Origin of the sequence: Sphingomonas guangdongensis (assembly GCF_900199185.1) — a bacterium.
GTDB classification, from domain to species: Bacteria; Pseudomonadota; Alphaproteobacteria; order Sphingomonadales; family Sphingomonadaceae; genus Sphingomonas; species Sphingomonas guangdongensis.
Genome location: NZ_OBMI01000003.1, coordinates 186,101 through 208,429 on the forward strand (window position 1 = coordinate 186,101; position 22,329 = coordinate 208,429).

Below are 22,329 nucleotides of genomic sequence, written 5' to 3' on the forward strand. Positions count from 1 at the left end.
GCGGTTCATCACGCCGTCAGAACGACTCGTCTACGCCGCTCTCCAACGACAAGGGAGAGCGGCGATGATGGTGAAGCGGGTTGGAAGCGCGTTGGCGGTCCTGGCGATGGTCGGGCTTGCCGCACCCGCGGCGGCGGACGACCGCAAGCCGCGACGGCACCATCACCGCGGTGATCGCGATCGTGGCAACAAGGTAAGCGCCGGCGGAATTGCGATCGGCGCGCTGCTGATCGGCGGCGTGCTCGCGCTGGCCGGGGGCAAGATCGAGGATGTGGAAGTCGCGGATATCGACGACGAGCCGGCCGAGGTCCCCGCCGCGATTCCGGTACCCACACCCTTCAGCGAGGAGGAGGCGACCGACGCCTGTGCGCAGGCCGCAGAGTCGAGCGGGGGCGCACTCGCGCGTGTGGTCCGCATCGGTGAGGTGACCCAGGTCGACGCGGCCGGCGAGGGCTGGATTGTGAAGGGAAACGTCAGCTTGCGCGACGGCTATCGCGCGGGCCTGCCGGTCACCACGCGCGGCTTCCGATGCACGATCGCCGGCACGGGCGTGCCGAGCGTACGCTTCGACGCGACGTCCTGAGCGACACAAGAAAAAGCGCCCGGACCAGCGTGGGTCCGGGCGCCCTCCTGCGGCGCCGAAAGGGAGCTACAGCGCCGCGAGCGGTTACGCGGCTTCGGCGGTGCGATGCTCGATCGTCTGGGTCGAGCCTGCGGTGCCGACCGCGATCTTCTTTGGCTTCATCGCTTCGGGGATTTCGCGCACCAGGTTGATGACCAGCAGGCCATCGGTCAGGTTCGCGTCCTCGACCCGGATGAAGTCGGCAAGCTCGAAGCGGCGCTCGAACGAGCGGTTCGCGATGCCGAGATGCAGCATCTGCGCCGCATTGTCCTGCGCTTCGCCGCGCTTGCCGGTGACCACCAGCAGGTTCTGCTGCGCGGTGATGTCGATCTCGTCGTTGCGGAAGCCGGCGACGGCGAGCGTGATGCGGTAGCGGTCCTCCGCCACGCGTTCCAGGTTGAACGGCGGGTAGTTGTCGGGGGTCGCTCCTCGCGCGCCCTGCTCCAGCAGGTCGAACAGCCGGTCGAAGCCGATGGTCGAGCGGCGATAGGGGGTGAAATCGATCTGACGCATTTTCAAAGCCTCCAAATATGAGCGTTTCGAACGTCGTGTCCGGGGCCGCTCACGGCGCACCTCCGGCACTCCGCGGCCCGTCCAGCGGCGCCGCGTAGCCGTAATTTTGGAAGCGGAAGGGACGGCTTCAAGGGGGTGAGCGACGATCCGCCAGCGCCGACAAGCACGACTTGTGCGGGCGCAAGATCATCTGGTGAGTACTCCCACTGAATCGATGGGAATATGGTTGCCGACACCAAGAAGGGCAGCCCCACCGATGACGATCGCACCACCGGACTCGCGCGCATGATGCTCCGCGCACTGCTGCTCGCGGGAGCTGCCTCGTGGGCCGCGCCTGCCTTCGCCCAGGATCAGGCGATTGCCCCCGATGACGGCGGCGCCGCTCCAGTCGTGACCGCCGCGGCTGCGGACGAGCCGGCTGCGCAGACCACGCCGCCGGTTGCCTCCGGTGAGATCGTTGTGACCGCGCGTCGTCGGCAGGAGAATGTGCAGGACGTGCCGATCGCGGTGTCGGTGGTGAGCGGCGCGACCCTGGACGCGGTGGGCACCTACAACATCCAGCGGCTGACCCAGCTCGCCCCGACGCTGCAGTTCTATTCGCAAAATCCGCGCAACACGTTCATCAACATTCGTGGGATCGGCGCGCCGTTCGGGTTGACCAACGACGGGTTCGAACAGGGCGTCGGCATCTACATCGACGACGTCTATTATAATCGCATCGCGTCGGCGACGCTCGACTTCGTCGATGTCGAGCGAATCGAGACGCTGCGCGGCCCGCAGGGCACGCTCTACGGAAAGAACACGACCGCCGGCGCGATCAACATCACGACGCGCGCGCCGAGCTTCGAGTTCGAGGGGAAGGCGGAGGTGTCGCTCGGCAATCTCGACTTCGTTCAGGGCAAGGCGTCGATCTCCGGACCTTTGTCGGAGACGGTTGCGGCGCGGCTGAGCGTCACCGGGACCAGCCGGCGCGGCACGCTGTTCGACACGTACAAGAGCACCTACATCCAGTCGCAGGACAGCATTGGAGTGCGCGGCACCGTGCTGTGGCGAGCCTCACCCAATCTCGCGATCACGCTGGCTGGCGACTACAACCTCCAGGATCCCAATTGCTGCGCCTTCGCCTACGGCGGCTACGGCCCGACGCAGCGTGCGGCCAATCGCCAGTACCCGGCGCTGATTTCCTACTTCCCGGGCTACAGCGTGCCGAGCATCGACCCGTACGATCGCCTGACCGACGCCGATGCGGCGCTCAGGGCGCGGAACGAGCACGGAGGGCTTTCGGCGCGCGCGGTGTGGGACATCGACGACGCGAACACGCTGACCTCCGTCACCGCCTGGCGCTACTGGGACTGGAGCCCGGCCAACGACCGCGACTACACCGGGCTGCCGATCTACACGGCCGTCAACAACCCGACCAAGCAGAACCAGTACACGCAGGAGTTCCGCTTCAACCACCAGGGCGACGGCTATGACGTCGTGTTCGGGCTGTTCGGCTTCTATCAGGAGATCCGCACCAGCGGGCTCCAGCAGACCGGGCCCGCCGCCAGCCGCTGGCTGCTCGCACCGCCGAGTGGCGGGGTGTGCACGCCGACAGCCACCGCGCTCGCGTGCAATCCGGCGGTGCTGAACAACGTCGTCGCGATCAACGACATTCGCCTCGACAACACCAGCCTTGCCGCCTTTGCCAAGCTCAACTGGGAGTTCGGGCGGCTGACGGTCTCGCCCGGCATCCGGCTCAACTACGACAATAAGGACGGGCTGTACGACTCGGTCGTCACTGGCACCGCGTCGGACGGGACGCGCCAAGTCGTCTCTGCGGCCCCAGGGTCTCCCTACTTCTCCGATCCGTGGACGGCGGCACAGCGCGGCGTGCAGGCCTCCCAGTTCTTCGAGCCGCAATATGACGCGTGGAACCTCTCCTACGACGTCAATCTGCGCTACGAAATCACCGACGACGTCAACCTGTACGCAAACTACGCGCGGGCGTTCAAGACCGGCGGCATCAACCTGAACGGCGTGCCCGCCGACGCCAACGGTGCGCCGATCCTGGCCGCGGGTACGATCGAGCCCGAGAAGGTCGACCACTTCGAAGTCGGCATCAAGACGCAGTTCCTCGATCGGCGCGCAACGCTCAACGTAACCGGGTTCTGGACGGAGATCCGCGACTTCCAGGCGAACGTCACCAACGGCCAGTTCGGCACCATCCGCGGCTACCTGGCCAACGCCGACAAGGTGCGCAGCCGGGGCGTGGAAGCGGACTTCTCCATCCGCCCGAGCGCGCAGTTCAATGCCTATCTGAGCGGCGCTTACACCGACGCGACCTACACCCGCTTCACCGATGCGCCGTGCCCGCCCGAGCTGTCCGGCGGCACCACGGTGACCGGCAGCCAGGTGCCGGGTCCGGCCGGCGTGCCGGGCTCGCTCAGCCCGGCCAATTGCGACGTGTCGGGGCAGGTGCTGCCCGGCGTGTCGGAGTGGACGGCGTCGTGGGGCGCGGAGGGCAACGTGCCGAGTACGCTGTTCGGCGAGGAAGGGCAGTTCTACCTCGGCTATGACGCGAGCTACCGGTCCGACTGGTCGTCCAACCCGTCGCCGTCGATCTACACCAATGTCGAGGGCTACTCGCTTCACAACTTCCGCGGCGGCTTCCGCACCGACCGGTTTGATGCCTTTGCCTGGGTGCGGAACGCCTTTGACCAGGACTACATCGACCTTCTGCTCGCGGGCACCGGCGGCAACACCGGGCTGATCGCGGCGCAGGTCGGAGACCCGCAGACCTGGGGCGGAACGATCCGCTTCAACTTCTGACGCCGGTTCAGGCTGGCGACATGATGCCGTGGTTACCGCTACGGCAAGGGGGCACGGGACGGTGCCGTCGGTCTGGAAGCTCCGGCACCGTCCCGTTCAAGTCGAGGGTCACGCGAAGCGGTGATCCGAGATCGGACGGCGGCTCGGCAGTTATCCGCCTAACCCGGCCGACGGCGTTGCCGGCGGCGTGACCGACCGCTTTGCTCCCCTTCCTGAAGGGGGCCGGGGGTGGGTCTATGCATGCGTTACGGTCGCCAAAGCTCGCGCCAGCAGCTTAGTCCAGGCCTCTATTCACCCGCGACCCCCGCTCTTCAGTTAGGGGGTAACGAGTGCGGGCGACGGCGAAGCCGCCGCCGTGACGTCGAACGGGATCGGCCTTCGGCCGAACCGCCGGCCGGTTCGGGCGATCCTTGCTGCGCTCGGATCGTTCGCGATGCTCGCTTCGCCCGAACGCAAACGCCCGGATCGTTTCCGACCCGGGCGTCCTGCGTGACGATAACTCGTCAGCCCCCTGATTTTCCGCCTCCTGCCCGCACGCCCACCCTCCCAGATGAGCGGGGCCGGAGGCCTCCCTGAACCGTGGCCATTGCCTACGTTCCAGTGAGTTTCGGGTACGCCCACGGAAACGGATTGTCACGGAGGTTGCGACCCTTAGCGGACGATTGCCGCGTCCGTGTGGGATTCGTGCAACACACCGCTTGTGCCTCGCCCGCGCCCTTCCTAGAGCACGCCCATGCTGCTGTCCCGTTACGAGCGCACGATCGCGAGGCGCTATCTTCTTCCCGGACGCGGCGAAGCCTTTATCGCCCTGGTGGCGGGGATCAGCCTGGCGGCGGTGATGCTCGGCGTCGCCGCGCTCCTCGTCATCATGAGCGTCATGAACGGCTTCCGCGCGGAGCTGTTCGACAAGATCGTCGGGCTGAACGGCCACGCGGTGATCCAAGGCTATAACGGCCAGCTGCGCGACTGGCGCGCGATCGTCGCGGAGGCGCGCGCCACGCCGGGCGTCACCGGCGCTACCCCGCTGGTCGAGCAGCCGCTGATGGCCGGCTTCAACGGCCGGGTGGAGGCGGTGCTGGTGCGCGGGATGCGGGTACCCGACATCCGCGCCAACCAGACGCTGTCGGGGAACGTAGTGGTGGGATCGCTCGGCGCGCTGACGCCCGGCAGCGGCCGGATCGCAATCGGCTCCCGCCTGGCGCAGACGCTCGGCGCGACGCTCGGCAGCGAGGTGTCGCTGATCAGCCCGCAGGGGCCTGCATCCCCGTTCGGCACCGTGCCGCGGATCGTCAGCTACACGGTCGGCGCGATCTTCGAGGTCGGCGTCTACGACTATGACAAGCAGTTCGTCGTCATGCCGATGGAGGATGCGCAGACGCTGCTGCTGATGGGCGACTCGGTCGGCATGGTCGAGCTCGACACCGAGAACCCGGACCGCGTCGCCGCGATCCTGGCGCCGCTCGCGCCCAAGATCGCGGGCCGGGCGCAGCTGACCGACTGGCGGCAGATGAACGCCCAGCTGTTCGAGGCGCTCTCGGTCGACCGGCTGGTAACCTTCACCGTGCTCTCAATCCTGCTCGCGGTGGTCAGCTTCAACATCGTGTCGTCGCTGATCATGCTGGTGCGCGCGAAGACCCGCGACATCGCGATCCTGCGCACCATGGGCGCGACCCGCGGCGCGCTGATGCGGATCTTCATGACGGTCGGCACCACCATCGGGTTGCTCGGGACGGCGGCGGGGTTGGTGCTGGGCGCGGTGCTGCTGGTGTTCCGCCAGCAGGTCGTGAGCTTCCTAGGGCTCGTCACCGGCACCCAGATCTGGGACCCCTCCATGCGCTTCCTGACCGAGCTACCCGCCAAGACCGATCCGCTGGAGGTGGTCGGCATCGTCGCGATGGCGATGGGGTTCAGCTTCCTCGCGACGCTCTACCCGGCCTTCAAGGCGGCGGGAACCGATCCGGTGCAGGTGCTCCGCTATGAGTGAGCCGGTACTCCAGACCCGCGGACTGGCACGCTCGTTCGAGCAGGGTGGCGTGCGCATCGACGTGCTGCGCCAGGTCGATCTGGACGTCATGCCCGGAGAGATCGTCGCGCTGCTCGGGCCGTCCGGTTCGGGCAAGTCGACGCTGCTCCAGGCGGTCGGGCTGCTCGAGGGCGGCTTCGCCGGATCGATCCGGATCATGGGCACGGAGGCGGCGAAGCTCGACAGCGCGGGGCGCACGACGATGCGGCGCGACCGGCTCGGCTTCATCTACCAGTTCCATCACCTGATGCCCGATTTCACGGCGGCGGAGAACGTGATCCTGCCGCAGCTGATCGGCGGCGCGACGCGGCCGGAGGCGCAGGTGCGGACCGAGCAGCTCTTGTCGGCGCTGGGGCTGGGCGCGCGGCTGACTCATCGGCCCAACCAGCTGTCGGGCGGCGAGCAGCAGCGCGTGGCGGTCGCTCGCGCGCTCGCCAACCGGCCGGCGCTGATCCTCGCCGACGAGCCGACGGGTAATCTGGACGAGGCGACCGCGGACGTGGTGTTCGCCGAGTTCCTGCGGCTCGTGCGCGAGGAGCGCTCTGCGGCGCTGGTCGCGACCCACAACGAGCGGCTGGCGGCGCGGATGGACCGGGTGATGCGGCTGCATGAGGGAGTGCTGACGTGAGCGAGCTGACGACGATCCCGGTCCGCACCGCCGATGGGAATGCCGGTGACCTGTCCGCCTACGCCGGCAAGGTGCTGCTGATCGTCAACACCGCGTCCAAGTGCGGGTTCACGCCGCAGTATGAGGGATTGGAGGCGCTTCACCGGCGCTACGCCGACCGCGGGTTCGAGGTGCTGGCGTTCCCGTGCAACCAGTTCGGCGCGCAGGAGCCGGGCGATGCGGCGGAGATCGCGAGCTTCTGCTCGCTGACCTATGACGTGACCTTTCCCGTGTTCGCGAAGGTCGAGGTGAATGGTGACAAGGCCGCGCCGCTGTTCCGCCACCTGAAGAAGGAAGCGCCCGGGCTGCTGGGATCGCAGGCGATCAAGTGGAACTTCACCAAGTTCCTAATCGATCGCTCGGGCACCGTCGTCAGCCGCTACGCTCCGACCACCAAGCCGGAGGAGCTGGCGAGCGATATCGAGGCGCTGCTCTAACTACCGCCGCCATCCCGGCCTTGAGTTGGAGCGGCGGTTTGTCCACCGGAAGTTGCCTGCACTCCGCTGGCAAAATCAGCCGCCTGGCCTTACACTTGCGCGATGCCTCACGCCGGTTTCGTGCCTCTCCGCGTCTTCTCATCCTACACCATGCTGGAGGGTGCGATCGAGCCGAAGGCGATCGCCAAGCAGGCGAAGAAGCTCGGCTTCCCCGCGGTTGCGCTGACCGACCGCAACGGGCTCTACGCGGCGATGGCGTTCGGCGACGCGTGCAAGGCGGAGGGGGTGCAGCCGATCGTCGGCACGCTGCTCGCGGTGCAGCGTCCGGTGCCCGACGGCACGGCAGCGGTGATCGATTGGCTCGCGCTCTACGCGCAGGATGAGGGCGGATACGACAATCTGTGCGCGCTGGTCTCCATGGCGCATCTCGACCGACCGATCGAGATCGACGCGCATGTGCCGCTGTCCGCGCTTGAGGGGCGTACTGGCGGTCTGCTCGCCACAACTGCGGGCGCGGAGGGCGCGCTCGCGCGGCTGCTGGCCGATGAGCAGGCGGAGGCCGCCGCAGCCTACCTCGATCGATTGCAGCCGCTGTTCCCCGACCGGCTCTATATCGAGCTGTCGCGCCGCGGCGACGCGATCGAGGAGCGTGCGGAAGAGGCGCTGGTCGACCTGGCCTATGCCCGAGACCTCCCGCTCGTCGCAACCAATCCGTGCTGCTTCGCCGACGCGGCCTTCCACGAGGCGCACGACGCGATGCTGTGCATCGCGAGTTCGAGCTACGTGACGAGCGAGGAGCGCCCCCGCAGCTCGCCGGACGCCTGGATGAAGCCGGCGGACGCGATGAAGGCGGCGTTCGCCGACCTGCCCGAAGCCATCGACAACACGCTGGTCGTCGCGCAGCGCTGCGCGGTGGCTGCGCCCAAGCGCAAGCCGATCCTCCCCAGCCTGGCCGGCGACCGAGAGGGTGAGGCCGCCATGCTGCGCGAGCAGTCGCGCGCGGGCCTTGCCGCGCGGCTGGAGAAGGCCGGCATCGCGGACGACGCGGCGGTCGAGAGCTACAGCAAGCGCCTGGAGTTCGAGCTCGACGTCATCATCCAGATGGGATTCTCCGGCTACTTCCTGATCGTCGCCGACTTCATCAAATGGGCCAAGGATCACGACATCCCGGTCGGCCCGGGCCGCGGGTCGGGCGCGGGCTCGGCGGTCGCGTGGGCGCTTACCATCACCGACCTTGATCCGATCCGCCTCGGGCTGCTGTTCGAGCGGTTCCTGAACCCGGAACGCGTGTCGATGCCCGACTTCGACATCGACTTCTGCGAAACCCGGCGCGGCGAGGTCATCCGCTACGTTCAGGGTAAGTACGGCCGCGATCAGGTCGCGCAGATCATCACCTTCGGTAAGCTGAAGGCGCGCGCGGTGCTGAAGGACACCGGCCGCGTGCTGCAGATGGGCTATGGCCAGATCAACCGGCTGGCGGGGCTCGTACCCAACCACCCGACCGACCCATGGACGCTCGATCGCGCGCTGAACGGGGTGGGGGAGCTCCACGCCGAGTACAAGAACAACGCCGACGTCCGTCGCTTGCTCGATCTCGCCATGAAGTTGGAGGGTCTGCCGCGCCATTCCTCGACCCACGCGGCCGGCGTGGTGATCGGCGACCGGCCGCTCGCTGAGCTGGTCCCGCTCTACCGCGACCCACGCTCCGACATGCCGGTCACCCAGTTCGACATGAAGTATGTCGAGGGCGCCGGCCTCGTTAAGTTCGACTTCCTCGGCCTAAAGACGCTGTCGGTGCTCAAGAAGGCGGTCGAGCTGCTCGGCGATCGCGGCATCCACGTCGATCTGGACACGCTCAGCTGGGACGATCCGGAGGTCTATGCCCTGCTTCAGCGCGGCGACACGGTGGGCGTGTTCCAGTTGGAATCAGAAGGCATGCGCCGCACGCTCTCCGCCGTGCGCCCGTCCAACTTCGGCGACATCATCGCGCTCGTCTCGCTGTACCGTCCGGGTCCGATGGACAACATCCCCTCCTTCGGCGCGCGCAAGAACGGGCGCGAGCAGGTGACCTATCCGCACCCGCTGCTCGAGGGCATCCTCGCCGAAACCTACGGCATCTTCGTGTATCAGGAGCAGGTGATGCAGGCGGCGCAGGTGCTCGCCGGCTACTCGCTGGGCGGCGCCGACCTGCTGCGTCGCGCGATGGGCAAGAAGATCCAGGCGGAGATGGACGCGCAGCGCGCGACCTTTGTCGAGGGGTGCGCGACCCACAACAACATACCCGCCGACTACGCGAACCAGCTGTTCGACCTGATCGACAAGTTCGCGGGCTACGGTTTCAACAAGAGCCATGCCGCGGCTTACGCGCTGCTCGCCTACCAGACCGCGTGGCTGAAGGCGCACTACCCGCACGAGTTCTTCGCAGCCTCGATGTGCTTCGACATCCACCAGACCGACAAGCTCGCGATCTTCCTCGACGATATGAAGCGGCTGCGCGTGCCGTGCCTGAGCCCTTGCGTGAACGAGAGTGGGGCGGAGTTCGGGGTCGAGCGCCACGGCGACGACTGGGCGGTGCGCTACGCGCTCGGCGCGCTGAAGGGCGTGGGGGAGCGCGCGATGGAGCAGCTGTGCGCCGAGCGGCAGGCGAACGGGCGCTTCACGTCGCTGGACGACATTGCGCGACGGGTCGATCCGCGTTTGCTCAACAAGCGGCAGGTGGAAACGCTCGCCGCCGCCGGCGCGCTCGACTGTCTAAGTCCGAACCGCGCCGGGCTCTACGCCGCGGCGGAGACGCTGCTGGCGGTCGCGGCGAGCACGCACCAGAGCCGCGCGACCGGACAGGGCGGGCTGTTCGGCGAGGCCGACCCCGGCCGCACCGATATTCCGCTGCCAAGAGACGCGCGCTGGTCGCTGGTCAAGCGGATCGAGGCGGAGAAGGAGGCGTTCGGCTTCTTCTTCTCCGCCCACCCGCTAGATCGCTACAGCCATCTGGCGCGCGGCAATGGCGCGCGCACCATCGCGACGCTGAACGAGGTACCGGTGGCGGAGGGTGCGCGCTCCGGCGCGACGCTGGTCGCGCTGATCGAGGACGTGCGCCGCCGCACCTCCGCGCGCGGCAAGCAGTATCTGATGCTGACGCTCAGCGACCAGTCGGGCCAGGTCAATGCGACCTGCTTCGACGAGGTGGTCGGCAAGGAGCTGGAGGAGGCGGGCAAGGCCGGCGGGTGCGGGCTGCTGACCGTCGAGCTCGACCGGCGGCCGGGTGAGGACAGCGCGCGCGTCACGGTCCGCCGGATCGTGTCGCTGGAGGAGATCGCCTCCAGCGCGCGCATGACGCTGACGATCACGGTCGATGATGCCGGCGTGCTGCCGCAGGTGGCGCGGACGTTCGGCGAGCACCGCGACGGGCGCTGCGAGGTGCGGCTGCTCGCCGCGCTGCCGGCGGGGGAGGCGGAGGTGCTGCTCGGCCGCGATTTCCGCGTCGACTCCGAACTTGCGGGCACGCTCGAGAATTTGCACGGTGTGCGCGGCGTAACGCTGAAGGCCCAGGAACAAAGGCTGGCGCTCGCCGGATAGGAGAGCGCGCCCATGACCCCCGGCACGATGCAGGATGTCGAGCTCAGGGTGCCGCGCCTGCTCGACCACGCCGCCCGCGAGCATCCCACCCGGGAGATCGTGACCCGCTGGGCCGACGGCCGCGAGACCCGCAGCGACTGGGTCGGGATCGCGCACGATGCGAAACGGCTGGCGCAAGCGCTGGAGCGGCGCGGCGTGCTGCCGGGCGACCGGGTGGCGACGCTCGGCATGAACCACGGCGCACACCTGGCGGCCTGGTACGGGATCATCGGCATGGGCGGCGTGCTCCATACGATCAACCCGCGGCTGTTCGATGATCACCTGATCTACATCGCCAACCATGCGGAGGATCGGGTGCTCCTCTACGATCGCGCGTTCCAGCCGATCGTGGACCGGCTGCGCGGGCGCTGGAAGACAATCGAGCACTTCATCTGCTTCGACGGCGACGGGCCGGACGGATGGGACGCGGTGCTCGCGGCGGAGGACGGCGCCTACGCCTGGGTGGAAGGAGACGAGCGCACGCCGTGCATGCTCTGCTACACCAGCGGGACAACCGGCGACCCGAAGGGGGTGCTCTACACCCACCGCTCCACCGTCATCCACGCGATCACCGAGCTGCAACCGGCCGAGTTCGACCTGTCGACGCAGGCGGTGGCGCTGCCGGTGGTGCCCTTCTTCCACGCGGTCGGCTGGGGGCTTCCCTTCGCCGCCGCGGCGGTCGGGGCAAAGCTGGTGCTCTCCGCCGTCAACGATCCGGTGGTGCTGTGCGATCTGATGAACCGGGAGCGCGTGACCCACACGGCCGGTGTCCCGACCGTGTGGTTCGCGATGTTCGGCCACATGGACGCGACCGGCGAGGCGCCGCGCCACCTGAAGATCGTCACTATTGGCGGGTCCGCCGCGCCGCGCGCGATGGTGGAGCGGCTGATGCGGATGGGCGTGCGCGTCAATCACGCCTGGGGCATGACCGAAACCTCGCCGATTGGGACCATGGGGGCGCCGAGCGCCGACTGGGACGAGCTCTCCTTCGAGCAGCAGGTCGATCAGGTGGTCAAGCAGGGGCGGGTGCCGTTCGGGGTCGAGATGCGGGTGGTGGACGATGACGGCATCGTGCAGCCGCGTGACGGCGCCAGCTCGGGCGCGCTGCAGGTGCGCGGGCCCTGGATCGTCCAGCGCTACTACAAGGGGGCCGAGAGCGCGCTGACCGCGGACGGCTGGTTCGACACCGGTGATGTCGCCGTCATCCACCCGGACGGCGTCATGCAGATCACCGACCGTGCCAAAGACGTCATCAAGTCGGGCGGCGAGTGGATCAGCTCGGTCGAGCTCGAGAACGCGGCGGTTGGCTGTCCGGGCGTGGCGGAAGCGGCGGCGATCGGCGTGCCTCACCCGCGGTGGGACGAGCGGCCGATCCTGGTGGTGGTGCGCAAGGACGGGAGCACGGTGACGGCCGCCGACATCACCGAACACCTCGCGACGCGCGTCGCGAAATGGTGGCTGCCGGACGAGGTCCACTTCGTCGACGCACTGCCGCACACCGCGACCGGCAAGCTGCTGAAGACGGCGATCCGGGCGCAGTACCGAGACCATCGCCTGGCGTCGGTGTGAGGGTTTAGGGCGTCGACACGCCCCACTTGAAGTCACCCCAGCGAAGGCCGGGGCCCATGTCTGTCGCGACACCCGCTGCCGTCAGCCCATGGGGACAGAGACATGGATGCCAGCCTGCGCTGGCATGACGGAATTAGAAGTTACTCATCGTGCCTCCGCCGGCTAAGCGCCCTAGAACAACTCGCCCTGCGGCCCTGCGGGTGGGCGGAACAGGTCGGTACGCAGCGCCAGCCGCTCGCCCGTCAGCCCGTGCTTGCGGCATGCGATCTGGAAGCGGGTGCGGAGCAGGTCCGCCCACGGGCCGGAGCCTTGCATCCGCGTGAAGAAGTTCGGATCGTTGCGCTTGCCGTCGCGCAGCGAGCCGACGATCGCCATCACCTTGGTCTTGCGGTCGGGAAAGTGCTCATCCAGCCACGCCTCGAACAAGGGCGCGACCTCCCACGGCAGGCGGACCGGGATAAAGGTGGCGGAGCAGGCGTCGGCCGTTGCCGCGCGCGCGATCAGCGCCTCCACCTCATGGTCGGTGATCGCCGGAATGACGGGCGAGATCGACATGCGGACGGGCACGCCAGCTGCGGCGAGCTTCGCGATAGCGGCGATGCGGCGCTCGGGCGTGGCGGCGCGGGGCTCCAGCGTCATGGCGGTGCGCGGGTCGAGCGTCGTCACCGACACCATGACCGCCGCCAGCCCCTTCGCCGCCATCGGCGCGAGCAGATCGAGGTCGCGCACGACCCGGTCCGACTTTGTGGTGATCGTCACCGGGTGGTTGCACGCGGCCAGCACCTCCAGGCAGGCGCGGGTGATACGCCACTTGCCCTCGATCGGCTGATAGGGGTCAGTGTTGGTGCCGAAGGCGATCGGACGGCAGACGTAGCCGGGCTTCGACAGTTCCACGCGCAGCAGCTCGGCAGCGTTCGGCTTGGCGAACAGCCGCGTTTCGAAGTCGAGCCCGGGCGAGAGATCGAGGTAGGCGTGGCTCGGCCGTGCGAAACAGTAGATGCAGCCGTGCTCGCAGCCGCGGTAGGGATTGATCGAGCGATCGAACGGTACGTCCGGCGACTGGTTGCGGGTTATGATCGTGCGGGGCGGCTCGACGGTCACCGTCGTGCGAAGCGGCGGTGGCGCGCCGTCGACCACCGCCTGCGCATCGAGCCAGTCGCCGTCCGCCGCACGCTCGGGTAGGTTGAAGCGGCTGCTCTCCGCATTGAGCGTAGCACCACGGACGGCGCGGGGTTTCGCGACTCCCATGCCGCGACGATAACAAAGGCGGCGGAACGTAACAAGAACATACCGTTCCTTAACGTCATTCGGCTAGATCGATATGTCAGCCTGCTGCGCTACCGACCTGCGCGGGCGGCGCAAACTCCCCCGGCGATGGCGCCGATCGAGGTGCCCGGTCAGGGGATCGCTGCGACCTCGTCCGACTGAGCCGGAAAGCGGCCCATCACGCCGCGCGCCAGCTTGGCGGCGAGGGCGGCGGGGCTGTCGTTGCGGGTGGCCTCCACCTGCACGGTGAGCGCCTTGCCGGTCCACACCGGCTGCCCGCCGCCGCGCGGCACGATCGCGATGTCGAGTCGGGTCGCGTAGAGCATCCGCATCTGCGGCTTGCGCGAGGGTAGGCGAACGGAGAGCGCCGCGCCCCATGACCCGAGCCCGCCCGACGAGTCCCAGCGCGGTTCGCTCGAGGCGACCTGGCCGCGTGCCTCGCGACTGACGCGGAGCCGGGCCGTGTAGCGGCCCTGACCGGGCGGGCGGATCGGCAGGAACTGGACGTCGGTGAGCGCACCCTGCACGGCCTCGGCGAAGATCTGTGCCGTTGCACCGGACACATCGCCAGTCGCGGGCTCGACCGAAACCGTGCCGGGCACCGGCGCCTGCGCGGCAAGAAGCAGCGGCAGCAGGGCGGCGAGCGCCCTCACGCCTCGGTCAGCCGCGGCATCAGCTCGACGAAGTTGCAAGGCTTGTGGCGGATGTCGAGCTGGCTGGCGAGGATGCCGTCCCACCCGTCCTTCACTGCACCCGTGGAGCCCGGCAGCGCGAAGATATAGGTGCTGCGCGCGACGCAGGCGGTGGCGCGCGACTGGATGGTCGACGTGCCGATCTTGTCGAAGCTGAGGTAGCGGAACAGCTCGCCGAAGCCGGGGATCATCTTGGTCGCGACCCGCTCCAGTGCCTCCGGTGTGACGTCGCGGCCCGTCACCCCGGTGCCGCCGGTAGTGATCACGCAGTCGATGGCGGGATCGACGATCCAGCGCTCGAGCTGGGTCACGATCAGGTCGGCGTCATCGCGTAGAATGGTGCGCTCGGCAACCTCGTGGCCGGCAGCTTCGATCCGGGCCACCAGCGTGTCGCCCGAGCGATCCTCAGCCAGGCCGCGGGTGTCCGAAACTGTCAGCACCGCGATCCGCACCGCGCGGAACGCGACGCTCTCGTCAATTGGCACGAGCGGCGTGGCCACCGGCGAGGTCGCGGGCGCTGACCCGCACCGCCTTGGTGCCGCGCATGCCCGGGAACTTGGGCCACAGCCCCTGCGCCAGCGCCGCCCGGCTGACGGACGCCTTGCCGGCCTGACCCTCGTACATCCAGTAGTTGCGCAGCACCGTCATGACATAGCCGCGGGTTTCCCAATAGGGGATGCTCTCGATATAGAGCAGCGGGTCGCCGCCATCGCGCATCTGCGCGTTCCACACCGAGACGGGGAGCGGTCCGGCGTTGTAGGCCGCGATCACCTTGGGCAGCAGCCCGCCGGTCGCCGGCTGGTCGCGCAGCTTTTCCAGGTAGCTCTGCCCGACCTCGATGTTGGTCGACGGGCGGGTCAGCGCCGCGCGGTCGAGCGCGGTCAGGCCCTTGGCGCGCGCGATGTCGGTCGCCGCGGCGGGCATGATCTGCATGAGGCCGTACGCGCCCGCGGGGCTGACCACGCCGATCCGGAACCGCGATTCCTGGAGCGTGTGGGCGAACACAAGCTCCTTGTCGACGCGCCAGCCGCCGTCCGGCTGCCAGTTGGGGGAGGGATAGCGCGACGCCATCGCAGGGCGCACGCCCTGCGGGCAATTGTGCGACAGCCACAGCTGCGTGGCGGGCAGGTCGAGCCGCCCGGCCAGGCGGGTGAGTGCGGGGAAATCGCGCGGGTCGCCGATCTTGGCCTGCTGGCGAAGTACGGCGTCGGCGAGGTCGCCCTCGCCGACCTCGACCAGCGCCGCGGCCACGCGGACGTTCGGGCGTCGCGCGAGCTCCTGCCAATCCTCGGCCGTGGTCTTCTCGCCCGCCGAAGCGAGCGCCGCCGTGACGCCGAGCGACTGGCGCGCGAGCTGGCCGTAGAACGTCTCCGGATACTGGGCCGCAAGCTGCAGCCGGCCCTGGACCAGGTCGGGGCGGCCCGCGGCCATGTCGGCGCGCGATGCCCAGAAGGCGCCGGCGGCGCGCAGGTCGGTGTCGCTCGCACGCTGCGCGACGCGGCTGAAGGCGGTCCCGGCGCCCGCGAAATCCCTGGTGCGCCAGGCCGCCAGCCCGGCAACCCAGTCGCCCTGCGCCGCCCACTCGCCGGCACCGGCCTGCGCCAGCGCCGCCATCCGGCGGGCACCGGCGTCGTCGCCGGCGACGTAGTAGATCCAGGCGACGCGCTGCCGCCACTCGGTCAGCGCCTCGGGCGTAAGGAGCGCGGCCTTGCTCTCAACCAGCGCTTCCGCCTCCGCCCCGCGATCCTCCTTGATCAGCGGGGCCATTGCCACCGTCAGCTCGGCCGCCGCAGCGTCGGAGCGGACCGCGCGGGCGCGCTGGCGGTTAGGGGCGCCGTCGACCCAGATCAGGCGCTGCTCGACCGGCAGCTGCGGCAGCTCGACGGCGCCGCGGCTCTTCGCCAGCCGCGCGAGCTGCGGCGCCTGCGGCAGCTCAGGTGCCTGCGAGAGGAGCGCCAGCACCGGCTCCAGCGCAACCTTGGGCGAGCCCTTGGCCGTGTAGATTTCGGCGGTTGCGATCGGGTGCAGCGGCCCGGGCTTCATGGCGTCGAGCGCGAGCTGCGCGTCGCTCCAGCGGCCGGCGCGGATGCTCGCGAACACCGCGCGGTAGGCGGCGCGCTGCTCACCGTCGAGCTGGTCGGGGATGCCGTCGCCCTTGGGTGCGGCGGAGGTCGTCGGGAAACGCGCGTCGACCGGCGTGACGGCCGCGGAGTCCGCGATCGGTGCGGCGACTGCCGCAACTCCCTCAGCCTGGGCAGCGATCGGCAGCGTCGAGGCGAGGAGTGCAAACACGAGTGTGGAGCGCATCAGCGCAGTCCCCCCTTCAGCAACAGCAGGTCCCTCCAGGCCGCCGCCTTCTGCGCAGGATGCTCCAGAAGGAACCGCGGGTGGAGGCTCGCAACAACCTGAACAATGCCGCTTTCTAGGTTAACGGCATGTAAATTACGCCCGGGCGGGGAAGCGTCCGTCCCGATCAAGGCACGGCTCGCCGCCAGGTTTAGGCTCAGCACCACCTGCGGGCGGACCAGCGCGACATGGTGACGGAGCAGCGGCGCGAGCGTGCTCACCGCCTCCGGCACCACGCGGCCGGCGAGCGGCCGGGTTGGCGTGAGCGCGGCGAGGTGGACGGCCGATCGCGCGAGGCCGATCGCGGCCAGCATGCGATCGAACAGCCGGCTCGCGTCGTCGTTCAGCAGCGCGGCGCCCTCCGGACAATCGACCAACACCATCACGGCCGCGTCGCCCGGACCCTCCGGCGCGACGGGCGTGCCGCGGCCGGCATCGGGTGCATCCGGCCCGAGCCGCCAGGCGAGGAACGCCGGGAGAGTGTCGGGTAGCCGCCGTGCCGCCGGCGGCGCGGGCAGCGGTGCGGCGATCGTCGGAGCAGGCGCGGGCGGGGCATCGAGCCAGTTGCGCGGCGCGTCGTCGACCGGCGTGTCGACGCCCGCGTCGCGCCACCAGTCGAGCGCACTCGCCGCCAGTGCCCGCCAGTCGTGCTGTTCTGCCCCCATCCGGACAAGGCTAGGCTAACAGCTTGACCTGCGGGTCAATCTGACCGAACCGCAGGTGAGACAAGATGGTGCGCGCGTGCGGCGGGTAACGCCGCGACGCCAATGGTGCACCCTAGGAGACGACCATGTCCGAGCGCGAGTCCATGCCGTATGACGTCGTGATCGTCGGCGCCGGCCCGGCGGGGCTTGCGGCCGCGATCCGACTGAAACAGCTTGCGGCGGAGAGCGGGGCCGAGCTGTCGGTCTGCGTCCTGGAGAAGGGGTCGGAGGTCGGCGCCCACATCCTGTCGGGCGCGGTGATCGACCCGCGCACGCTGGACGAGCTGCTGCCCGACTGGCGCGAGGACGGCTGCCCGCTGGCCGAGGTGCCGGTGACGGAGAACCTCCACTGGGTTCTTTCGAAAAAGAGCAAGGTCAACCTGCCGCATCTCTGGACGCCGCCGTTCCTCCACAACAAGGGCACCTACACCGGCAGCCTCGCCAACCTGTGCCGCTGGCTCGCGGGCAAGGCCGAGGAACTGGGCGTCGAGATCTTCCCGGGCTTCGCCGCGGCCGAGGTGCTGTTCAACGACGACGGCAGCGTGAAGGGGGTCGCGACCGGCGACATGGGGGTAGCGCGCGACGGCACTCGCAAGCCCGACTATCAGCCAGGGTTGGAGCTCCATGCGAAATATACCTTCCTTGCGGAGGGCGCGCGCGGGCACCTGACCAAGGAGCTGATCCGCACCTTTGATCTCGCAGCGGACAGCGACCCGCAGGTCTACGGCCTGGGGATCAAGGAGCTGTGGGACATCGCGCCGGACAAGCATGTGCCGGGCAAGGTCGTCCACACACAGGGCTGGCCGCTCAGCGAAACCGGGTCGAACGGCGGCGGCTGGATCTACCACCAGGCGAACGGACAGGTGTCGATCGGCTTCGTCACCTGGCTCAACTATTCCAACCCGTACCTGTCGCCGTTTCATGAGATGCAGCGCTGGAAGACGCACCCGGCGGTTGCCGAGTTGCTGGAGGGCGGCAAGCGCGTGTCCTACGGCGCGCGCGCGATCAACGACGGCGGACTGCAGTCTATCCCCAAGCTGGTCTTCCCGGGCGGCGCGCTGATCGGCTGCTCGGCCGGGTTCCTGAACGTGCCGCGGATCAAGGGCACCCACACAGCGATGAAGTCGGCGACGATGGCGGCCGAGGCCGCCTTTGCCGCGATCCAGGCGGGCCGCGCCGGCGACGAGCTCGCCGCCTATCCGGCCGCCTTCGAGACGTCGTGGGTGCGCGAGGAGCTGTCGGTCGTCCGCAACGTGGTGCCGCTGGTCAAGAAGTTCGGCGACTTCGTGGGCTCCGGCCTGTCGGGCATCACCATGTGGCTGGAGCACTTCGGGCTGAAGATGCCGTTCACCCTGCGTCACAAGCCCGATCACGAGACGCTGTGGCGCAAGGACATGGTGAAGCCGATCGATTATCCGAAGCCGGATGGGGTGCTCACCTTTGACCGGCTGTCCAGCGTGTTCCTGTCGAACACCAATCACGAGGAGGACCAGCCGGTCCACCTGACGCTACGCGACCCGGACATCCCGATCGCCTACGACCTGCCGATGTTCGACGAGCCGGCGCAGCGCTACTGCCCGGCCGGCGTCTACGAGGTGGTGAGCCAGGATACGGGTGACCCTAAGTTCGTGATCAACGCGCAGAACTGCGTCCACTGCAAGACGTGCGACATCAAGGACCCGACCCAGAACATCAACTGGGTCGTGCCGGAGGGCGGCGGAGGACCCAACTATCCGAACATGTAGCGTCCTGCCCGCGCTCGCCGCGTTGCTGATGCCGACGGCGGCGCACGCGAACACGCCCGAGGCGCTGGGTGCCTATGTCCGCGCGCGGGCACTGGATGCCGCCGGGCAGGTCAATCTCGCCGCCGCCAACTACGCGGCCGCGCTGGCAGCCGCACCCGGCGACCCGGTGGTCGCGGTGCGCGCCTACCGAGAAGGAATTGCGGCCGGCGACCTGGCGCTCGCGACGCGCGCGGCGGCCGTGCTCGAGCAGGCCGGCGTTGCGCCGCCGGACACCGCGGTGCTGGCGCTGGCCCGCGCGGTGCACGGGCGGGACTGGACCGCGGCACAGGCCGCAGCCGCGCGACTGGAACGTGGGCCGCTCGCTTTTCTCGCCCCCGCGGCGCTCGGCTGGATCGCCTTCGAGCGTGGCGCGCCCGATCTGTCCGCGCTCACCGCGGACAGCAGCAACCTGCTCGCGCGGCGCTTCAACGCGGAGAACCGCGCGCTGCTCCAGATCGCGGGCGGGCAGGTCGATGCGGGGCTCGCGTCGCTGCGGCTGCTGCTCGGAATCGACGCGGGCAACGCTGGCTTGCGGATCAGCGCAGCGCAACTGCTCGCCGCGCGGGGGCGCAAGGAGGAGGCAAGGGCGCTCCTCGCCGGAGATGATCCCGTACTCGCGGCCGAGCGCCGCGCGCTCGGGCGGCGCGTAAAGCCGGGCGCGGCATGGGGTGTCGCGCGGCTGTTCGACCGGCTCGCCGCCGATATCGCGGACGGCGACGCGCGCACGCTAGCCATCCTGCTCACCCGCTCGGCACTGCTGCTCGATCCGCGTGATGACGGCGCCCGGCTGATCCTGGCGCAGGCGCTTGCTGCCGACGGGTCGCCAGGAACAGCGCTCGCGACGCTTGCCCAGGTGAGCGCGAGCAGCCCGCGCGCGGCGGCGGCACCGGCCGTGCGGATCGCGATCCTGGCGGCGAACGGCGACGGGTCGGCGGCGCTGACCGCCGCTGCGCGGCTGAACGATGACGATGACGCGAGCGGCGCGGATGCGCGTCGTCTGGGCGACCTGCTCGCGGGTGCCGGCCGCTATGACGAGGCGGCGGCCGCCTACGCGACTGCGATCGCGCGAACGGAGGCACCCGCCGAGTGGAGCCTGCTCCTCCAGCGCGGCGGAGCGCTGGAGCGCGCCGGCCGGTGGGAAGAGGCGCGGCCGCTGCTTGAACAGGCGGCGGCGCTCGCCCCCGACGAGCCGGTTGTGCTCAACTACCTAGGGTATGCGCAGGTCGAGCGCGGCGAGAATGTCGCTGCGGCACGCGCGCTGCTGGAACGAGCCGCCAGGCTTCGGCCCGACGATGCGGCCATCACCGACTCGCTCGGCTGGGCCTATGTGATGAGCGGCGACCTGGCGAAGGCGCTGCCGCTGCTGGAGCGGGCCGCGCGGGCCGAGCCGGCGGACGTCGCGATCCAGGAGCATCTGGGTGACGCCTTGTGGCGGTCCGGTCGCCGCTACGAGGCACGCTACGCCTGGCGCGCGGCGTCGGTCTATGCCGACGCGGGCGAGGCGGAGCGGCTGTCGTTGAAACTCGCGCGCGGGCTGGAGCGGGCGCAACCGTGATCGTCGAGTTGGCGCCGGCCAAGCTCAACCTGGCGCTGCACGTCCGCGCGCGGCGGGCGGACGGCTATCACGAGCTCGAGACCTTGTTCGCCTTCGTTGCCGACGGTGATCAGGTCACGCTCGCGCCGGCCGAGCGGGAAAGCTTCGTCGTGACCGGTCCGTTCGCGAGCAGTTTGGCGCAGAGCGACGACAATCTGGTGACTCGGGCGGCGCGGCTGTTCGCCGAGACAGTCGCACCGGTCGGGCCGCTCGCGATCACGCTCGACAAGCGCTTGCCGGTCGCCTCCGGGATCGGTGGCGGCTCGGCCGACGCGGCGGCGACGCTGCGGGCGCTGGCGCGGATGTCGGGCGTCGCGCATGACGATCCGCGGCTGGTCGCGGCGGCCGAGCGGCTCGGGTCGGACGTGCCGGCCTGCCTGCTCGGGCTGACGGCGCGGGGCGGGGGGCGGGGCGAGCGGCTCGACCCCGTCGCCGGGCTCGCCGGGACGCCGGTGCTGCTCGTCAATCCGCTGGTCGCCGTCTCGACCGCCGCCGTGTTCGCGCGGTGGGACGGGATCGATCGTGGTCCGCTGCCGGCGGGCAATGCCGCACAGGTGGCGGCGGCCGGGCGCAACGACCTGACCGTGCCGGCGAAGCTGGTCGCACCCGTTATCGGTGAGGTCATCGATGTGCTGGACGGGCTCGGCGGCGCTCGCCTCGTGCGCATGTCGGGATCGGGCGCGACCTGCTTCGCCCTGTTCGATACGACCGCGGACCGCGCCGCCGGACGCGCTCGGCTGTCTGCCGCTTACCCGGGCTGGTGGTGCCTCGAAACGGCACTCACGTGACACATAGCTGTGCCGTCGTGGCACGATCATCCGACCGCACGTCGCTCATACGGGGCGAAACCGCGTCTGGCATGGTCCGTGCTGTTGCTCGGAGCAGCGGATCCGTCGCCGGGAGCGAACCGTCCGTCGGTGGCCTGCGGCTCGTCCGCTCGCCACCCTCCGATCGATGAGCGCGCGCGTCCTGGACGGCAGTGGCGACGTGCTGCTGCTGTGCGATCACGCCTCTGCCGCCGTGCCGGACGACATCGCGCTCGGGGTCGCCCCAACAGTGATGGCTAAACATGTCGCGCTCGACATCGGTGCCGAGGCGCTGACGCTGGCGCTCGCCGCCCGGCTGGACGTCCGGGCGGCGCTTGGCACTGTGTCGCGCCTCGACATAGACCTGCACCGCGAGCCCGACCACCCGCAGCTCATACCGGTCGTGAGCGACGGCTATGAGGTACCCGGCAACCACGCGGCGGACCGCGCCGAGCGCATCCGCCGCTTCCATTCGCCCTATCACCGCGCGGTCCACGACCTGGTCCGCGTCCGCCGCCCGGCACTGATCGTCGCGGTGCACAGCTTCACCCCGCGGCTGGAGGTCGGCAGGGCCGCGGACCGGAGGTGGGATATGGGCGTCCTGTCCAACCGCGATCGCCGCGCCGCCGATCTGGCGATCGCCTTCCTCGCTCAGGAGAACCTGGTCGTCGGTGACAACGAGCCCTACTCGGGGCGGCTGCTCAACGCGACGCTCAACCGCCATGCCGAGGCTCGTGGCATTCCGAGCCTTAGTCTCGAGGTGCGCAACGACCATCTCCTGAGCGCACCTGGCGTCGCGACCATGTGCGACATCGTCGCGCGCTGCGTTGCGCACGTGCGGGACGGGCTTGCGCGCGGGCGTCACTCCGCGACATAGGCA

17 protein-coding genes are annotated in these 22,329 nt (G+C 69.5%); 11 read left to right on the top strand and 6 right to left on the bottom strand.

The window, feature by feature from the left end:
• Window positions 1-64 precede the first annotated feature (64 nt).
• Window positions 65-583, top strand: coding sequence for a hypothetical protein (locus CRO12_RS12885; RefSeq protein ID WP_097064492.1), 519 nt, complete (start codon window positions 65-67; stop codon window positions 581-583).
• A gap of 84 nt (window positions 584-667) precedes the next feature.
• Here the strand turns inward: CRO12_RS12885 and CRO12_RS12890 are convergent, their stop codons facing one another.
• On the bottom strand, window positions 668-1,135 hold the full coding sequence (locus CRO12_RS12890; RefSeq protein WP_097064493.1) for an Hsp20 family protein: 468 nt from the start codon (window positions 1,133-1,135) through the stop codon (window positions 668-670).
• 285 nt (window positions 1,136-1,420) lie between these two features.
• Here CRO12_RS12890 and CRO12_RS12895 point away from each other — a divergent pair, with 285 nt between their 5' ends.
• From CRO12_RS12895 to CRO12_RS12920, 6 genes are all read left to right on the top strand, one after another.
• Window positions 1,421-3,946 (top strand): TonB-dependent receptor, encoded by a 2,526-nt coding sequence (locus CRO12_RS12895; protein WP_097065054.1) that lies wholly within the window; start codon window positions 1,421-1,423, stop codon window positions 3,944-3,946.
• A gap of 733 nt (window positions 3,947-4,679) precedes the next feature.
• Window positions 4,680-5,930, top strand: coding sequence for a lipoprotein-releasing ABC transporter permease subunit (locus CRO12_RS12900; RefSeq protein WP_097064494.1), 1,251 nt, complete (start codon window positions 4,680-4,682; stop codon window positions 5,928-5,930).
• Window positions 5,923-6,597 carry an ABC transporter ATP-binding protein gene (locus CRO12_RS12905; RefSeq protein WP_097064495.1) on the top strand — a complete coding sequence of 225 codons (675 nt, stop codon included), beginning with the start codon at window positions 5,923-5,925 and terminating at the stop codon, window positions 6,595-6,597. Before CRO12_RS12900 ends, CRO12_RS12905 begins: the two co-directional genes overlap by 8 nt.
• A complete protein-coding gene (locus tag CRO12_RS12910) occupies window positions 6,594-7,073 on the top strand; it encodes a glutathione peroxidase (protein ID WP_097064496.1) in 480 nt (159 codons plus the stop codon). The genes CRO12_RS12905 and CRO12_RS12910 overlap by 4 nt, the downstream gene beginning before the upstream one ends.
• Window positions 7,074-7,175: 102 nt before the next feature.
• On the top strand, window positions 7,176-10,649 hold the full coding sequence (gene dnaE, locus CRO12_RS12915) for a DNA polymerase III subunit alpha (protein ID WP_097064497.1): 3,474 nt from the start codon (window positions 7,176-7,178) through the stop codon (window positions 10,647-10,649).
• Between the two features lie 12 nt (window positions 10,650-10,661).
• Window positions 10,662-12,257, top strand: coding sequence for a long-chain fatty acid--CoA ligase (locus CRO12_RS12920; protein ID WP_245858501.1), 1,596 nt, complete (start codon window positions 10,662-10,664; stop codon window positions 12,255-12,257).
• Between the two features lie 171 nt (window positions 12,258-12,428).
• On the opposite strand, the gene CRO12_RS12925 is transcribed toward CRO12_RS12920, so the two are convergent.
• From CRO12_RS12925 to CRO12_RS12945, 5 genes are all read right to left on the bottom strand, one after another.
• Entirely contained in the window at window positions 12,429-13,505 is a 1,077-nt protein-coding gene (locus CRO12_RS12925; RefSeq protein WP_097064498.1) for a PA0069 family radical SAM protein, read from the bottom strand.
• Between the two features lie 149 nt (window positions 13,506-13,654).
• Complete coding sequence (locus CRO12_RS12930; protein ID WP_097064499.1) at window positions 13,655-14,176, bottom strand: hypothetical protein; 522 nt, start codon at window positions 14,174-14,176, stop codon at window positions 13,655-13,657.
• Complete coding sequence (gene moaB / locus CRO12_RS12935) at window positions 14,173-14,700, bottom strand: molybdenum cofactor biosynthesis protein B (protein ID WP_097065056.1); 528 nt, start codon at window positions 14,698-14,700, stop codon at window positions 14,173-14,175. The genes CRO12_RS12930 and moaB overlap by 4 nt, the downstream gene beginning before the upstream one ends.
• On the bottom strand, window positions 14,690-16,522 hold the full coding sequence (locus tag CRO12_RS12940) for a lytic transglycosylase domain-containing protein (RefSeq protein WP_179641028.1): 1,833 nt from the start codon (window positions 16,520-16,522) through the stop codon (window positions 14,690-14,692). Before CRO12_RS12940 ends, moaB begins: the two co-directional genes overlap by 11 nt.
• Window positions 16,522-17,226, bottom strand: a complete 705-nt coding sequence (locus CRO12_RS12945; RefSeq protein ID WP_097064500.1) for a uracil-DNA glycosylase family protein — start codon at window positions 17,224-17,226, stop codon at window positions 16,522-16,524. Before CRO12_RS12945 ends, CRO12_RS12940 begins: the two co-directional genes overlap by 1 nt.
• A gap of 125 nt (window positions 17,227-17,351) precedes the next feature.
• Here CRO12_RS12945 and CRO12_RS12950 point away from each other — a divergent pair, with 125 nt between their 5' ends.
• The 4 genes from CRO12_RS12950 to CRO12_RS12965 all read left to right on the top strand — a co-directional run bounded on the left by CRO12_RS12950 (window position 17,352) and on the right by CRO12_RS12965 (window position 22,326).
• Window positions 17,352-19,010: an electron transfer flavoprotein-ubiquinone oxidoreductase gene (locus tag CRO12_RS12950; RefSeq protein ID WP_179641030.1), complete on the top strand. Its 1,659-nt coding sequence runs from the start codon at window positions 17,352-17,354 to the stop codon at window positions 19,008-19,010.
• Window positions 19,011-19,038: 28 nt separating this feature from the next.
• Complete coding sequence (locus tag CRO12_RS12955; RefSeq protein WP_097065059.1) at window positions 19,039-20,604, top strand: tetratricopeptide repeat protein; 1,566 nt, start codon at window positions 19,039-19,041, stop codon at window positions 20,602-20,604.
• On the top strand, window positions 20,601-21,431 hold the full coding sequence (locus CRO12_RS12960; RefSeq protein WP_097064501.1) for a 4-(cytidine 5'-diphospho)-2-C-methyl-D-erythritol kinase: 831 nt from the start codon (window positions 20,601-20,603) through the stop codon (window positions 21,429-21,431). Before CRO12_RS12955 ends, CRO12_RS12960 begins: the two co-directional genes overlap by 4 nt.
• A 166-nt stretch (window positions 21,432-21,597) precedes the next feature.
• Window positions 21,598-22,326 (top strand): N-formylglutamate amidohydrolase, encoded by a 729-nt coding sequence (locus CRO12_RS12965; protein ID WP_097064502.1) that lies wholly within the window; start codon window positions 21,598-21,600, stop codon window positions 22,324-22,326.
• Window positions 22,327-22,329 lie beyond the last annotated feature (3 nt).

Bases quoted from the DNA above. Each gene is read 5' to 3' on its own strand.
- CRO12_RS12950 (WP_179641030.1), top strand. From the start codon at position 17,352: ATGTCCGAGCGCGAGTCCATGCCGTATGACGTCGTGATCGTCGGCGCC.
- CRO12_RS12955 (WP_097065059.1), top strand. From the start codon at position 19,039: ATGCCGACGGCGGCGCACGCGAACACGCCCGAGGCGCTGGGTGCCTAT.
- CRO12_RS12920 (WP_245858501.1), top strand. From the start codon at position 10,662: ATGACCCCCGGCACGATGCAGGATGTCGAGCTCAGGGTGCCGCGCCTG.
- CRO12_RS12925 (WP_097064498.1), bottom strand. From the start codon at position 13,505: ATGGGAGTCGCGAAACCCCGCGCCGTCCGTGGTGCTACGCTCAATGCG.
- CRO12_RS12905 (WP_097064495.1), top strand. From the start codon at position 5,923: ATGAGTGAGCCGGTACTCCAGACCCGCGGACTGGCACGCTCGTTCGAG.
- dnaE (WP_097064497.1), top strand. From the start codon at position 7,176: ATGCCTCACGCCGGTTTCGTGCCTCTCCGCGTCTTCTCATCCTACACC.
- CRO12_RS12940 (WP_179641028.1), bottom strand. From the start codon at position 16,522: ATGCGCTCCACACTCGTGTTTGCACTCCTCGCCTCGACGCTGCCGATC.
- CRO12_RS12895 (WP_097065054.1), top strand. From the start codon at position 1,421: ATGATGCTCCGCGCACTGCTGCTCGCGGGAGCTGCCTCGTGGGCCGCG.
- CRO12_RS12890 (WP_097064493.1), bottom strand. From the start codon at position 1,135: ATGCGTCAGATCGATTTCACCCCCTATCGCCGCTCGACCATCGGCTTC.
- CRO12_RS12965 (WP_097064502.1), top strand. From the start codon at position 21,598: ATGAGCGCGCGCGTCCTGGACGGCAGTGGCGACGTGCTGCTGCTGTGC.
- CRO12_RS12945 (WP_097064500.1), bottom strand. From the start codon at position 17,226: ATGGGGGCAGAACAGCACGACTGGCGGGCACTGGCGGCGAGTGCGCTC.
- CRO12_RS12900 (WP_097064494.1), top strand. From the start codon at position 4,680: ATGCTGCTGTCCCGTTACGAGCGCACGATCGCGAGGCGCTATCTTCTT.
- CRO12_RS12885 (WP_097064492.1), top strand. From the start codon at position 65: ATGATGGTGAAGCGGGTTGGAAGCGCGTTGGCGGTCCTGGCGATGGTC.